We start from the raw sequence: 13,569 nt of genomic DNA, 5'->3' as shown, positions 1-13,569 counted from the left end.
GTTCACTTCATACTATACCACTGCTGATGTTTTCCAAAGTAATTCATATAAAATAGCGCAAGAAACCGATAAATGCCAGTGATGGATGTGCAGGACTTTTTCAAAATTATACAATTGATGTATAATATAATCTAGTAAACGTATAGCCTATCTTCAAAGGAATTCCCCTGGTGGGTTTTCTCATAGGGCCATTTCTTAATAATCTATTCGTATATATCAATGATGAAAGAGAGTGGAATATAATGGGTCGTAAGTGGAATAACATTAAAGAAAAAAAAGCGTCAAAAGATGCTAATACTAGTCGGATTTATGCCAAGTTCGGACGGGAAATATATGTAGTGGCAAAACAAGGTGAACCAGATCCGGAGTCCAACCAGGCACTAAGGGTCGTGCTTGAGCGTGCGAAAACATACAATGTTCCAAGAGCGATCATTGACCGTGCGATTGAAAAAGCCAAAGGCGGTTCGGAAGAAAACTATGACGAACTTCGTTATGAAGGATTCGGTCCGAATGGTTCAATGGTCATCGTGGATGCATTGACAAACAACGTGAACCGGACGGCATCTGATGTGCGTGCCGCATTTGGGAAAAATGGCGGGAATATGGGTGTCAGCGGATCTGTTGCTTATATGTTCGATGCAACGGCTGTCATCGGGATTGAAGGTAAAACGGCTGATGATGTTCTTGAACTGTTGATGGAAGCGGATGTTGATGTACGTGACATCATTGAAGAAGAAGAAAGTGTCATCGTTTATGCCGAACCTGAACAATTCCATGCTGTACAACAAGCATTCAAGGATGCAGGAATCAGCGATTTTACAGTGGCCGAGCTGACGATGCTTGCACAAAATGATCTAACCCTTCCAGAAGATGCACAAGCACAATTCGAAAAAATGATTGATGCATTGGAAGATTTGGAAGATGTTCAACAGGTTTATCATAATGTAGATCTTGGTGAATGATAAAATGAGCAGACCTTTGCTATATGATCAAAGGTCTGCTTATTTTATTTGAAAGGAAAGAGCCTGTTTGCGAATCACGAAACAGGCTCTTTCCTTTTGATTATTCATTTATGGTGATTCCGGAAAGTTCACGGTCTTTCTGTACCTTTTCCAATTCCGAAATTGTGACCAGTTGATAACCTTGGTCATGCAGTTGTTTGATGATTTTTCCTGCAGCCTGGGCGCTAGTTTGATAGATATCATGCATTAATATGATACGGCCATCTTTGGCTTTGCCCATCACTTTGTTTACGATTTTCTTTTCATTCCGTTCTTTCCAATCTTCGGGATCGACATCCCAAAGTGTGACTTTCATATCCTCCATGTATTCACGCACATTATTGTTAATCGCTCCATATGGGGGACGAACGAGATTTGGCTCAGCACCTGTAGCTTTTTCTACAGCGTCTTGGGTCATTTCGATTTGACTTTTGATTTTGTTCTTGCTTAAGCGCGTCAGCTGCGGATGATCCCATGAATGGTTGCCGATCTCATTTCCTTGCTGCAGCATTTTTTGCAGAACTTCCGGATAGTGCTGTACGCGGCTTCCAAGCACGAAAAACGTCGCGTGTCCATCATACTTGTTCAGGTCTTTCAGAATGGACATGGTATAACTCGGATGCGGTCCGTCATCGAACGTCAAGGCAATGACCTTTTTTGAAGGGTCGATCCATTCATTTTGCACGGGCAGTTTGGCGACGATATGCTTCGGCTGCCATTCCTTTACACGATCCGCATTCAAATCTTGACTTTGATATGAATCTAGCAAACTATCTTTAAAAAGTTCCTTCTTGATGGCTATTGTATGGGTCTTAGTTGAATCATCAGTCTTGACGTAGAATACAAGCGTATCTTTCAAGACTGAAAAAGAATTGAAGTTGGCTGCCTTCAGTTTGTTTTCCTTTTTAATGAGACTGTTTGAAATGCCTTCTTCTTCCTTCTCCGTTAACTCTTCAAAAACAATATCGGATAAAACGGATAAATAATCAGTATCCGTGGCAAAGATGTCTTCTATGGAGAGCTTTTGCTGAGATGGAATATCATAAGTGAAGATCTGGGATCCAGACTGCTTCTTTCCTTCCACTTGCTCATATTTATCGAAGGAAATCGTAATGGTCTGTTTACTGAAATGGAGGATCGTATAAGTGAGGTTAAGCTCGGAAGCTTTTCCGTCGGATGCTTTCCATTTCTTTTCATAATCCTTAATTTCTTTCTTTATGTAGGCTTCTAGCTGCTTGTCGATATTTTCTAAATGCAGAACAGGCCTGCTGGCTGAATACCCGCCTTTCGTATTATCTTTCACATACGTTTGAATATCGGCTTCTGGGTAATTTTTATCAGTTGTATAGGCCGAAACGGTTCTTTTCTTATCAAAAGCAAGGCTTTTGATGGCTAACCCCAACGTTCCCACAGTAGCTGTTAGACAAAATAGAAAAATAAAGACTTTTTTATAATTTAATTTACTCATGATGTACTCCACCTCGATAATCATTCTACTATATAGACGCTCCAAAAGCCTTAAAAGTTTGTAAAAAATTTCATTTTTTTATTTTTATATATTTCCAAGTTCATTTCCAAACTTTTTGGGCTGCACGAACGTCTATCTTTTGTACCCAGGATACGTAATTTAAATGTAAGGAGCTCTTTCATGCAATGAAAAATCTAGATATGAATCAATTAATCGCGGCCCGGATAACCGAACGGCAAGAAAATTTGTACAGACTTGCTTTTTATTATGTTAAAAACCAAGAGGATGCGCTTGATATCGTGCAGGAATCAATCAGGAAAGCGCTGGCGTCAAGCAGCAAAATCAAAGACGCTGCTTCTATAGATAGCTGGTTATATAAGATCATCGTCCGAACGGCACTGGATGTTTTGCGGAAGAAAAAGAAACTGACCGTCGCCGATGACGAAACAATAGAATACTTACGCGCTGGTGAGGAAGATCACTATCCTGACCTGGATTTGCAAAAGGCCCTTGAAGGACTTTCGGTCAAGTACAAAACGGTAGTCGTTCTCCGTTTCTTCGAGGACCTGAAGCTGGATGAGATAGCGGAAGTGCTGGAAGAGAACGTAAGCACAATTAAAACGAGATTATATAAAGCGCTGCAATTATTGCGGATCAACATGACTGAACGGGAGGAAACGAAAAGATGGAAAAAAAACTAAAAGATCTGCGGGAAGAATATCTTAAAACACCGATACCAAAGGAATTGAATGATGTCGTTCAAGCGGCCTTGAATGAAAAGCCCAGAAAGAAGCCAAGGATTGGCAGGAATATCCTCATGTCAGCGGCTGCAGCGCTTCTGATTGTGACAGCTTCCGTAAACATCAGTCCGGCAGCGGCAAAAGCCATGAGTGAAATCCCGATAGTCGATAAGGTCATCAAAGTGATTACCTTCGTCGAATGGAAAGAAGAAGCGAATAATTCCTCGGCAGTAATCAAGACACCCGCCATATCCGGTCTGGAGAATAAACAGCTCGAAGATAGCTTGAATGAGAAATATTTATCGGAAAGCAAGCAGCTTTATAAGGAATTCACGGACTCCATGTCAAAACTGAAGGAAGGGGAAAAGGGCAATATGTCGGTGGAAAGCGGATATGTGATATTGACGGATAATGAAACGATCTTATCCGTACAGCGTTATACGGATAAGATTGCTGCTTCCAGTTCTACAGAAAGTCAATTCGATACAGTCGACAAGAAAAACGAAGTGCTATTAACGTTAAATAGCTTATTTAAAGATGATCGTTATCTTCAGGTGATTAGTGAGAACATCAAGGAACAGATGAAGCGCCAGATGGCTGAAGATCCGGAAAAGATATATTGGGTCGAAGATGATGATCTTACTGCATTTAAAGGCATTGATGAAAACCAAAACTTTTATATAAATGAAGATGGCAAGCTAGTCATCGCCTTTAACAGCTATGAAGCTGCGCCGGGATATATGGGGGCCGTCGAGTTCGTCATCCCGACAAAGGTGCTGTCAGACCTCCTTGTGGGCGATCAATATATCCATTAAAACGGTCTTACTTGTAATTCATATGATGGGCGGGAGGTTTTTAAAACGGCAAAATACCCATTAAAAAAGACGAACCAACGTTACTTGTTTACAGTAACCTTGGCTCGTCTCTTTTTTGTTCGAATTTCATCTGGTCCAGTTCCAGCCTCATTTTTTCCGTCTCCATAAGAAAGTTTTCATGCTTCAGTTTTTCAAGTTCCAATTCAACTTGCAGCATTTTGTGTTTCGTCTTTGACTGTTTTTCGAAATGGCTTGTCAGTATGGCGATTATAGGGATGGAAAAAATCAGCACAACGGTTATGATCCCGAGCATTATGTGCCTCCTCATTTTTGGTTATATCTATTATACGGTGTATTTAACAGATGAAGTGGTTTTTTTTTAAATGATTCTGTCTATTTTTCCGATTCTCATTGCATGTTCTTGGCAACCAAAGTGATCTGAAACGTAATACCATTGGTGAAGTTAGGGTAATATATCTTTGATGGCAGCTCCCTATTAGACTATAAGGGGTGTTTCTTCCTGTGAAATACAGGATTTGGTATGTAGGGAGGCAACCTCTTCTATATTATATTTTAATTAATTATTTAAATATACTAAATATTTGTTTACAATAGAGAAAATAAAAGTTATTATACAATAATAAAAGGAGGGCTAGGTATGGCAACGATAAATAAACAGAAAATTGTGGATAGTGTACCTCAAAAAGGTTTTTTTGGAAACCCTAAAGGATTATTCACCCTTTTCTTTACTGAGTTCTGGGAGCGTTTCTCGTATTATGGTATGAAGGCCATTCTTGTTTACTATATGTATTACGAAGTTTCTAAAGGGGGACTTGGTCTTGATGAACACACAGCCCTTGCCCTTGTATCCATTTACGGATCTTTAGTATATATGTCAGGTATAATTGGCGGATGGCTTGCCGATAGGATCTTCGGGACTTCCAAAGCCGTATTTTACGGTGGTATCTTGATCATGCTCGGGCATATTGTCCTTGCTGTACCAGGCAGTCTCTCCATGTTCTTTGTTTCCATGGTACTCATTGTTCTTGGTACTGGGTTATTAAAACCGAATGTTTCCAGTATTGTCGGTGAAATTTACGCAGAAAATGACGAACGCCGGGATTCCGGTTTCAGTATATTCTATATGGGTATCAACATGGGTGCATTCCTTTCACCGTTTGTTGTCGGTACCGTCGGAATGAACTACAGCTTCCATCTTGGTTTTGGACTTGCGGCAATTGGAATGTTAATTGGTCTCATCGTCTTTGTTGCAACAAAGAAAAAGAATCTGGGCCTTGCTGGGACTCTTCCTGCGAACCCATTATCACAGAATGAAAAGAAAAGCGTATTCACGAAATTGGGGATAGCTACACTTATCTTAGCTGCCATCATCGGCATTACCGCCGCTAACGGCATCTTAACGATTAAAACCTTTATTAATCTTGTAGGTATCCTAGGGATCGTTATTCCGACCCTTTATTTCATTTTCATGTATCGCAGCCCTAAAACAACTTCTGTTGAACGTTCACGCTTGATTGCCTATATTCCTTTGTTTATAGCAGCTGTCATGTTCTGGGCGATTCAAGAGCAAGGTGCAACTATATTAGCAAGCTATGCAGACAAACGGACACAGTTGAATTTTGCTGGACTAGAAATAAACCCGGCATGGTTCCAATCTTTGAACCCTTTGTTCATCATTACCCTTGCACCAGTATTCGCATGGTTATGGATTAAACTAGGAAAGCGTCAGCCGACCATTCCTCAGAAATTCTCAATCGGATTATTGTTCGCCGGTTTATCATTCCTGGTGATCCTGCTTCCTGTTTATTTCGGTGGATCCGACGCATTGGTCAATCCGCTATGGCTTGTACTTAGTTATTTCCTTGTAGTGCTTGGAGAACTTTGTTTATCTCCTGTTGGACTTTCAGCAACTACAAAATTGGCTCCGGCCGCATTCTCGGCACAAACGATGAGCCTGTGGTTCCTGGCAAGTGCAGCAGCACAAGCACTGAACGCACAAATCGTCAGATTCTACACGCCCCAAACCGAAATGGCTTATTTTGGCGTGATCGGTGTCGCTTCAATGGTCCTTGGACTGGTCCTTATGGTCTTATCACCAAAGATTCAAGGTTACATGAAAGGCATTCGCTAACACTTAGCCAGCAGCAAAAAAAAGATGACCTCCGAGTTAAACGGGGTCATCTTTTTTATTATTATTATTTTGTGCATCTTGCTTTTTCGCATAGTAATAGTTATCGACCATGCGGGATTCATCGAATACCATTTTTACCAAAAAATTGATATGATGTTTTAGCAGCTTCATAGTTTATGCTAAAAAAACAATGATGATTCATTCCAAAGTAGCTGAAAATAGGAGTAGAGAAATTATAGACAGGAGGTAAAAATGAAATGTTTACTTGGAATATGCATATCCCTGCAAATGACTTTCGTTCTGCTTTTCATCACGGGGATTCTTCCAAAGCTGAATTCATATGTTGGTGCCAGCGTTTATTTGATCATTGGGTTTGCAAGTCTGGTGATCAGCTTATATTTAGCAGGTAAGAAATTTCTCTTGGGCATTTCGTTTATTGCCATCATCTTTTCCGTGCTTATCATTTGTTTCACCATTTTCATTTATTTCTTGCCTGAAGCCGGGATGCCGCCGGAAATCCCTTTGTTTGATTCGCTATTTTAATTTTTTATTTTAAGAAAATAAGTTGTACTCATTAATAAAATATTTAAGGGGATTTTCATGTTTCTTATTATCATATTCATCATTATAGGCTGTACATATGGAGGCATCCATTTTTGGAAGAGAAAAAGGGTAGTATCGATATTCTTGTTTAGTCCTTTACTAGCAGTCATTTCATTTATAGGATACTTCATTTATCATACGTTGTACCACACAACACCTGACTCATTACAACTAACTGTCCATAAAGAAAATGAAGCATACATCGTGGGGGGAGTTTGGAAGGATCGGTTAGATGCGTATCGATTTCCTGCTGATTTTCTTGTGTTCTATGTCCCTAATAATGAGAATGTCTCCAATGTTAAAAGAAATAGAGTTAAATCCTATAATGAAATGGATGGGAAGTTTTTAGAGAAAGAAGTACAAAATTGGTTTGGGCAAAAAACTCATCTCGAGTGGGAACCGCAAATTTTTGATTTACATACAAATAGTGAATTTGAATTTACATTCGATCTCCCAAGGAACGTAAAACCAAGTGATGTGGAATTGTATTATATACACACAAGAGAAGAGCCAATGGAGGCATTAGAGTTTTGGTCCAAGAAAATTGAATTAAAGTAAAAAATTTATAGAATGGAATTAACGAGAGGGGGGTGCAGGATGAAATTCCGGGCAATGATGATTTGCATTTTATTAAGTGCAGCCGTGCAGATGATTGGTTTAACAGTTGATTTCCCATGGAAGGGAATCACACTGTGGACATTATCTGTGATCTTTCTTTTAATGGCTGCGTATTTCACGAAGCCTCCTGCGAAGAACTGAAAATCCAATCGAGAAAGAACCGGATGAGCCCTGCTCTTCCGGTTCTTATTGAATCAGTTTGCTGCTGGAATCAATCCTTTATGAATGGAGACTTCCTGGATGGCACGGTAGACAGTTTCGACCATGAAATCGAGTTCCTTTTCTGACATGGAAAGGATCGGCATCATCGTGATGACGGGACCAAGTTCCCGGATGATCAGGCCATTTTCCCGTGCTGTATGGATGATTCCGGAAACGACATTCTCTTGGAGGGTGAACGTTTCTTTTGTTTCACGGTCTTTAACGATTTCCACTCCAATCATGAAGCCGCGCTGGCGAATATCGCCGACGATCGGAAGTTCGGATAGTGCTTGCAGCCTTTTTGATAGGTATTTTGATTTTTTCTGGATGTCTTTAATGAGATTACGGCTTTCCATCAGCTCGATATTCTTCAGGGCCAGTGCACAGGCTAGCTGGTTTCCTGTATAGGTGTGGCCGTGATAGAAGGTTTTATGTTCTTCCCGTTCTCCCAAGAAGGATTGAAAGATTTGCTCGTTCATGATGGTGGCTGCGAGTGGCATATATCCCCCAGTGATCCCTTTGCCCATACACATGATATCGGGGACGACATCTTCCTGTTCGCAGGCAAACATGGTACCGGTGCGACCGAATCCTACGGCCACCTCATCGCAAATTAAGAGGATATTGTATTTTTTGCATAATTGTTCGACCTCTTTCAAAAAGCCCCGAGGATGGGTTATGATGCCAGCAGCCCCCTGCACCAGCGGTTCGATGATCAATCCTGCAATTTCCTCCGATTGTTCTTGCAGTAACTTCTCCAGTTCCTTCAAGCAATGGTTTTTCACGGCTTCTTGATCCCCATATTCAGTCATATGATAGGCGTATGGTGAAGGGGCGGAAATCCGTTGAAATAAGAGGGGCTTAAAGATTCTATGGTATAGATCCATTCCGCCCACACTCACAGCTCCGACAGTATCGCCGTGGTATGCTTCGTCAAGTGAGACGAATTTGTTTTTATTCTGATGCTTGACGGGGTCGATATTCTGCCAATATTGATAAGCAACTTTAAGGGCGATTTCCACAGCGGCAGATCCCGTGTCGGAGTAAAAGACTTTCGATAAAGAACCAGGAGTGATCTCCGCCAGTTTTTTTGCCAGTAAGATCGATGGTACATTCGCAGATCCAAGCAGTGTGGAGTGCGCGACTTTATTCACTTGTTCAATAAGGGCGCCGTTCAATTCCGGCTCGTTATGCCCGTGCACATTCACCCATAATGAAGCATAGCCGTCGAGGTAGCGTTTGCCATCCACATCTATCAGGTAGCTGCCTTCGCCGCGATCGATGATCAGCGGTTTACTTTCCCGATACGTTTTCATTTGTGTGAACGGATGCCATACATATTCCTTATCCCATTGTTCTAAATCCTGACTATTCATGCTTTGAACACCTCTTTCAGTTGTTGGGTATAATTTTGATCACCAAGTAAATCAAGGATGCAGTTCCTCAAGTCTTTTCTGACATCTGCCATTGTCGGGATGCAGGCGAGGCCATTCAGCCCAGTCAGCTTTTCGATGGTTTCGATATTGTCTTGATGAATCCGATCTTCTGGCCGGTAATGATTATACAAAATGGTTTTCACGTTTATATCATGGACTTGGGCATAAGAATGGGTCGTCACGACATCATGAATCGCCCCTAAACCGCTTGTGGATACGAAGAGGACAGGTATGCCGCAATCCCGTATGAAGTCCGCCGTCATATAGAAACCTTCCGTCCGTTCAATAAGCGGCACAGCCAATCCGCCGGCGCCCTCGACTAATACGATGTCATACATTTCCTCAAGTTCATGAACCCTTTCCACGACTTTCTTCTCATCGATTTGACTGCCAGTTAATTTAATCGCCAAATGTGGGGAGGTTTCGGGCTCCAGTGTGTAAAACCCTGATTCCTTTACACCGAGTTCCTGCTCAAACCAAGATATATCCGGGTATGTATTATTTTCCTCATTGATTCCAGTTTGAAATGGCTTGAAGATCGTGACGCTTTTTCCCAATGTTTGAAGAGACAGATAGAGCGCACTCGTGACGATGGTCTTTCCAATATCCGTGCCAGTTCCGGTTATAAAGTAGGCTTGGCCCATGGATGATTCAGCTCCTTTACGTTTATATATTTTGCAATGCGCGGACGTACTTGTTGAATGATGGCAGCACATAGAATGCATAGCAGTAAATCACCGGGTACAGGTAATAAGAAGCCGTAAAGTATCGTTTGGTTGATGGAAAGCGGCGTTTCCACAATCCACTTCATCGCGCCATATAGCCAGATGCAGCCGAAAAAGTAAACGGTCAGCAAAGAGGCGGCATTAGCAAAGAATATGGAACGAATCGTGGAGAGGGAAAACCGGTTGATCAGCCATCCATTTACATAGGCTCCCAATATATATCCGAGCAAATAGCCGAAAGTGGGTTTGAATATATAGCCGAATCCCCCGCCTTCAGCAAACAGGGGAACCCCGATAAGTCCGATCAAGACGTAGCATAACTGACTGAGCATCCCAAGCCGGGGCCCCAATAATGCGCCTGCCAAATAGACTGCCAGAATTTGCAGTGTGAATGGTATGTAAGGGATAGGTATCTTAATAAAGGCGCCAATGGCAGTTAACGCAGTAAAAAGGGCCACATAAGAAATCGTCCTTGCTTTCAAGTTTTCAACCTCCTTTTTAGAAAGTGCTGGCAGAATGCCCACTATTAGTTTGCCTGAATCCTATTTTATATGTCAACTAATTTATATATTTAGTTAACATATAAAATGCAAGCTTCCTTATGATTTAAAGGGCAGACTAGGAAAATATTGAAAAAAGACCATTGAATCATATTTTGTTTGTGTGTTATTATTCAATTCATATGTTAACTTAAAATTTTTAAGGTTAACATATTTAACGTTTTATTTTGTCTTGAGTGGGCAAAGTGATTCAATCCGTTCCGAGGATTCAGGTAATTAATCGTGAAAGATTCATGGGAAGGAATATAGACATTAAAAGAAAAGAGGGATTAGGTTTGGAAACATTGGTTAGGGATTGGAAGATGTTAGCGGAGAACGTTATCAAAGGATATAAAGTGACGGAGGAAGAGGCATTATCCATCGTACAAGCTCCAGACGAAGAGGTTTTGGAAATTCTGAATGCAGCCTATCACATACGTAAGCACCATTATGGGAAAAAGGTTAAATTGAATATGATCATCAATACTAAGTCAGGATTATGTCCCGAAGATTGCGGCTACTGCTCGCAGTCGATCGTTTCGGAAGCCCCAATCGATAAATATGCTTGGCTGACTAAAGAAAAGATTGTCGAGGGAGCGCAAGAATCAATTCGCCGCAAAGCGGGTACTTATTGCATCGTTGCGTCCGGCAGGCGACCGACCAACAGGGAAATCGACCATGTCATTGAAGCGGTAAAAGAAATCCGCGAAACGACGGATCTTAAAATCTGCTGCTGTTTAGGTTTCCTGAATGAGGAACATGCCGGCAAACTGGCGGAGGCAGGCGTTCATCGCTACAACCACAACTTAAATACATCACAGGAAAACTACAGCAAAATTACATCGACACATACATATGAAGACCGGGTGGATACAGTTGAAGCTGTGAAGGATGCCGGGATGTCCCCATGCTCTGGCGCCATTTTCGGTATGGGGGAATCTGAGGCGGAAGCGGTGGAAATCGCCCTATCCTTACGAAGCCTTGATGCAGATTCCATTCCTTGTAATTTTCTCAATGCAATTGACGGAACGCCGCTTGAGGGAACTTCCGAGTTGTCCCCCACTAAATGCCTGAAATTGATTTCGATGATGAGATTCGTTAATCCGAGTAAAGAAATCCGTCTTGCTGGCGGTCGGGAGGTCAATCTCCGTTCCATGCAGCCAATGGCACTTTATGCAGCCAATTCCATCTTCGTCGGCGATTATTTAACGACAGCCGGTCAAGAACCCACAGCTGATTGGGGAATCATCGAAGACCTGGGATTTGAAATTGAAGAATGTGCTCTTTAACCTATTAAAACTGCATACTAAACAGGAAGGCTGCTGAATCAGTAGCCTTCCTGTTTAAAATGTCTCGTAAATGATAGAGCCTGTCTGGGAAATATCATAATCACCTAAAGCGTTGATTTCAGTTTGAAATGGATTCGATGTTAAAATGCGCTTAACAATGTTTATGAGCTGTTCGTTTTTCGAGGATTTTAAAATAACAAGGTCGTAACGTTCTGTAATTAATGGAACAAAGTCGATTCCAACGACTTTTGCAGCTTTTTCAATTCCCACACCTACATCCGCAATACCTGATGAAACAGCTGATGCGACACTTAAATGGTTGGTTTCTTCATTTTCATAACCCTTAAGGCTTTTAGGCGGAATCTTATGAATCCTTAGCTGCTCATCAAGAAGAATTCTTGCTCCCGATCCTCTTTCTCGATTGATGATGGCCAAGTCTTTCTGTTTTAAATCAGTCCAACCTGTAAGGTCTAAAGGATTTCCCTTTTTAACATATAATCCAGCTTTCCTTGAAACAAGGTTAAGTAAAATATAAGGATAACCTACCAAAATCTTTTTTATATAAGGAAGATTATATTCCCCAGTATCTCCATCAAACATATGCAAACTAACGATGTCTGAATCCCCATTGTACATGGATATAAGCCCGCTTAGACTTCCTGTGTTAGATCGTAATGTTTTATAGCTGGAGTCCTTCTCAATGTGTTGCCCTAGTATGTCTAACACCATGTCTTGCCCACTGATGACAAGGTTAAGAGAATTCTTCACTTCATTCCTTTGGGGTTCGGCAACAGAACCTGGGGATGTATGGGACTTATGGTTATTAATATACAACTCCAAGTCTTTTGCATCCATTCTCATCTGCCTTCCCACACGAAATACAGGGAGCTCCCCTTTTTTTACAAGATCATAAATCGTCAATTTAGATACCTTTAAAAGCTGTGACACTTCCTCGATGGTATAGGAAAGCTCTTTTGACATGTGCATCCCTCCGTTCTTTATTGTATCTTAGAGTCCTTTAAAAAGAAAATTCACAGCAAAAAGGCATTGATTAAAACCTTTTATCTGTCTTATACTGGTTATAATTAGATATAACTAGTTATAATTAGTTAGAAAGGGAGAGAGACTTTGAAAAAAATATATCTTATGATTTTCTCGCTTATGCTGCTTGTGATAGTAGGCACAGGGTGTTCAAGTGATGAAGAAAAAGGCATAGGAAAGCAGACGCAACAAGCTGACGAGAAAGCAGAATTGACGATTTCGGCCGCCGTAAGTTTACAAGATGCCTTAAATGATATAAAAAAGGCATTTGAAAAAGAAAATGCAAATGTAAAAGTTAACTATAACTTTGGAGCTTCTGGAGCTCTTCAACAACAAATCTCCCAAGGCGCACCTGTGGATCTGTTTTTCTCTGCAGCAGAAGACAAATTTGATAAATTAGTAGATGAAAATCATATTGAAGAGAAAAAAGGGATCGATTTAGTAGGCAATGAATTAGTGCTAGTAGTGCCAAAAGGTTCCGATAAAGGGATTGAATCGATAGAAGACCTTACTGAATTTACTAAAATATCCATCGGTACCCCAGAGTCAGTACCAGCAGGACAATATGCTAAGCAAACATTAGAAAAACTGAACCTCTGGAAAGAGATTGAAGAAAAACTGGTGTATGCCAAGGATGTTCGTCAAGTGCTTACATATGTAGAAACAGGAAATGTGGACGCAGGACTTGTTTATAAAACGGATGCCATGAGCTCATCAAAAGTTGATATCGTTACAACAGCCAAGGAAGATTTACACGATCCGATTATTTATCCGGTAGGTGTGATTAAGGAAAGTTCGCATCCTAAAGAAGCCCAACAATTTTACGAGTATCTCCAAAATAAAGATTCAATGGAGGTTTTTGAAAAATACGGATTTAAAGATCTTAAATAATTGAAAGGACCACCAATTTGGTGGCCTTTTTTTTGTGCACCCGGAATGGG

General features: G+C 41.0%; 15 protein-coding genes. 9 read left to right on the top strand and 6 right to left on the bottom strand.

The window, feature by feature from the left end; all coding sequences use genetic code 11:
• The first annotated feature begins 242 nt into the window (after nucleotides 1-242).
• Nucleotides 243-962, top strand: coding sequence for a YebC/PmpR family DNA-binding transcriptional regulator (locus N0M92_RS07710; RefSeq protein ID WP_053536610.1), 720 nt, complete (start codon nucleotides 243-245; stop codon nucleotides 960-962).
• Between the two features lie 100 nt (nucleotides 963-1,062).
• On the opposite strand, the gene N0M92_RS07705 is transcribed toward N0M92_RS07710, so the two are convergent.
• Nucleotides 1,063-2,469, bottom strand: coding sequence for a polysaccharide deacetylase family protein (locus N0M92_RS07705; protein ID WP_260285209.1), 1,407 nt, complete (start codon nucleotides 2,467-2,469; stop codon nucleotides 1,063-1,065).
• A 185-nt stretch (nucleotides 2,470-2,654) separates the two neighbouring features.
• Here N0M92_RS07705 and N0M92_RS07700 point away from each other — a divergent pair, with 185 nt between their 5' ends.
• Nucleotides 2,655-3,170, top strand: coding sequence for a sigma-70 family RNA polymerase sigma factor (locus N0M92_RS07700; protein ID WP_192206783.1), 516 nt, complete (start codon nucleotides 2,655-2,657; stop codon nucleotides 3,168-3,170).
• On the top strand, nucleotides 3,155-4,024 hold the full coding sequence (locus N0M92_RS07695; protein WP_260285208.1) for an RsiV family protein: 870 nt from the start codon (nucleotides 3,155-3,157) through the stop codon (nucleotides 4,022-4,024). The genes N0M92_RS07700 and N0M92_RS07695 overlap by 16 nt, the downstream gene beginning before the upstream one ends.
• An 88-nt stretch (nucleotides 4,025-4,112) precedes the next feature.
• On the opposite strand, the gene N0M92_RS07690 is transcribed toward N0M92_RS07695, so the two are convergent.
• Nucleotides 4,113-4,337, bottom strand: coding sequence for a hypothetical protein (locus tag N0M92_RS07690; protein ID WP_192206781.1), 225 nt, complete (start codon nucleotides 4,335-4,337; stop codon nucleotides 4,113-4,115).
• A 345-nt stretch (nucleotides 4,338-4,682) separates the two neighbouring features.
• On the opposite strand from N0M92_RS07690, the gene N0M92_RS07685 reads away from it, so the two are divergent.
• The 4 genes from N0M92_RS07685 to N0M92_RS07670 all read left to right on the top strand — a co-directional run bounded on the left by N0M92_RS07685 (nucleotide 4,683) and on the right by N0M92_RS07670 (nucleotide 7,538).
• A complete protein-coding gene (locus N0M92_RS07685) occupies nucleotides 4,683-6,176 on the top strand; it encodes a peptide MFS transporter (RefSeq protein WP_260285207.1) in 1,494 nt (497 codons plus the stop codon).
• Nucleotides 6,177-6,428: 252 nt separating this feature from the next.
• Complete coding sequence (locus N0M92_RS07680; RefSeq protein WP_260285206.1) at nucleotides 6,429-6,719, top strand: hypothetical protein; 291 nt, start codon at nucleotides 6,429-6,431, stop codon at nucleotides 6,717-6,719.
• 57 nt (nucleotides 6,720-6,776) lie between these two features.
• Nucleotides 6,777-7,337: a hypothetical protein gene (locus N0M92_RS07675; RefSeq protein WP_260285205.1), complete on the top strand. Its 561-nt coding sequence runs from the start codon at nucleotides 6,777-6,779 to the stop codon at nucleotides 7,335-7,337.
• Between the two features lie 39 nt (nucleotides 7,338-7,376).
• Nucleotides 7,377-7,538: a hypothetical protein gene (locus N0M92_RS07670; RefSeq protein ID WP_260285204.1), complete on the top strand. Its 162-nt coding sequence runs from the start codon at nucleotides 7,377-7,379 to the stop codon at nucleotides 7,536-7,538.
• A 53-nt stretch (nucleotides 7,539-7,591) separates the two neighbouring features.
• Here N0M92_RS07670 and bioA read toward each other — a convergent pair whose 3' ends face one another.
• From bioA to N0M92_RS07655, 3 genes are read right to left on the bottom strand one after another with little or no spacing between them, the layout of a single operon-like run.
• Entirely contained in the window at nucleotides 7,592-8,974 is a 1,383-nt protein-coding gene (bioA, locus tag N0M92_RS07665) for an adenosylmethionine--8-amino-7-oxononanoate transaminase (RefSeq protein WP_260285203.1), read from the bottom strand.
• Nucleotides 8,971-9,678, bottom strand: a complete 708-nt coding sequence (bioD, locus tag N0M92_RS07660) for a dethiobiotin synthase (RefSeq protein WP_260285202.1) — start codon at nucleotides 9,676-9,678, stop codon at nucleotides 8,971-8,973. The genes bioA and bioD overlap by 4 nt, the downstream gene beginning before the upstream one ends.
• Nucleotides 9,657-10,241: a biotin transporter BioY gene (locus N0M92_RS07655; RefSeq protein ID WP_260285201.1), complete on the bottom strand. Its 585-nt coding sequence runs from the start codon at nucleotides 10,239-10,241 to the stop codon at nucleotides 9,657-9,659. The genes bioD and N0M92_RS07655 overlap by 22 nt, the downstream gene beginning before the upstream one ends.
• A gap of 380 nt (nucleotides 10,242-10,621) precedes the next feature.
• Between N0M92_RS07655 and bioB the strand changes: the two genes are divergently transcribed.
• A complete protein-coding gene (gene bioB, locus N0M92_RS07650) occupies nucleotides 10,622-11,587 on the top strand; it encodes a biotin synthase BioB (protein ID WP_260285272.1) in 966 nt (321 codons plus the stop codon).
• A gap of 54 nt (nucleotides 11,588-11,641) precedes the next feature.
• Here the strand turns inward: bioB and N0M92_RS07645 are convergent, their stop codons facing one another.
• The gene (locus N0M92_RS07645) at nucleotides 11,642-12,568 is read right to left on the bottom strand and encodes a helix-turn-helix transcriptional regulator (RefSeq protein WP_260285200.1); all 927 of its coding nucleotides are present in this window, start codon (nucleotides 12,566-12,568) and stop codon (nucleotides 11,642-11,644) included.
• A 147-nt stretch (nucleotides 12,569-12,715) separates the two neighbouring features.
• Between N0M92_RS07645 and modA the strand changes: the two genes are divergently transcribed.
• Complete coding sequence (modA, locus tag N0M92_RS07640) at nucleotides 12,716-13,519, top strand: molybdate ABC transporter substrate-binding protein (protein WP_260285199.1); 804 nt, start codon at nucleotides 12,716-12,718, stop codon at nucleotides 13,517-13,519.
• The last annotated feature ends 50 nt before the right edge of the window (nucleotides 13,520-13,569 follow it).

It is taken from the genome of Peribacillus aracenensis, assembly GCF_025175645.1.
Lineage (GTDB): Bacteria > Bacillota > Bacilli > Bacillales > DSM-1321 > Peribacillus > Peribacillus aracenensis.
Note: the sequence above shows the minus strand (reverse complement) of the source record. Positions and strands in the feature narration are given on the sequence as shown.

Coding starts and splice junctions, on each gene's coding strand:
- N0M92_RS07670 (WP_260285204.1), top strand. CDS start 7,377: ATGAAATTCCGGGCAATGATGATTTGCATTTTATTAAGTGCAGCCGTG.
- N0M92_RS07685 (WP_260285207.1), top strand. CDS start 4,683: ATGGCAACGATAAATAAACAGAAAATTGTGGATAGTGTACCTCAAAAA.
- N0M92_RS07700 (WP_192206783.1), top strand. CDS start 2,655: ATGAAAAATCTAGATATGAATCAATTAATCGCGGCCCGGATAACCGAA.
- N0M92_RS07705 (WP_260285209.1), bottom strand. CDS start 2,469: ATGAGTAAATTAAATTATAAAAAAGTCTTTATTTTTCTATTTTGTCTA.
- N0M92_RS07695 (WP_260285208.1), top strand. CDS start 3,155: ATGGAAAAAAAACTAAAAGATCTGCGGGAAGAATATCTTAAAACACCG.
- N0M92_RS07680 (WP_260285206.1), top strand. CDS start 6,429: ATGAAATGTTTACTTGGAATATGCATATCCCTGCAAATGACTTTCGTT.
- N0M92_RS07675 (WP_260285205.1), top strand. CDS start 6,777: ATGTTTCTTATTATCATATTCATCATTATAGGCTGTACATATGGAGGC.
- bioB (WP_260285272.1), top strand. CDS start 10,622: ATGTTAGCGGAGAACGTTATCAAAGGATATAAAGTGACGGAGGAAGAG.
- bioA (WP_260285203.1), bottom strand. CDS start 8,974: ATGAATAGTCAGGATTTAGAACAATGGGATAAGGAATATGTATGGCAT.
- N0M92_RS07645 (WP_260285200.1), bottom strand. CDS start 12,568: ATGTCAAAAGAGCTTTCCTATACCATCGAGGAAGTGTCACAGCTTTTA.
- N0M92_RS07690 (WP_192206781.1), bottom strand. CDS start 4,337: ATGCTCGGGATCATAACCGTTGTGCTGATTTTTTCCATCCCTATAATC.
- bioD (WP_260285202.1), bottom strand. CDS start 9,678: ATGGGCCAAGCCTACTTTATAACCGGAACTGGCACGGATATTGGAAAG.
- N0M92_RS07710 (WP_053536610.1), top strand. CDS start 243: ATGGGTCGTAAGTGGAATAACATTAAAGAAAAAAAAGCGTCAAAAGAT.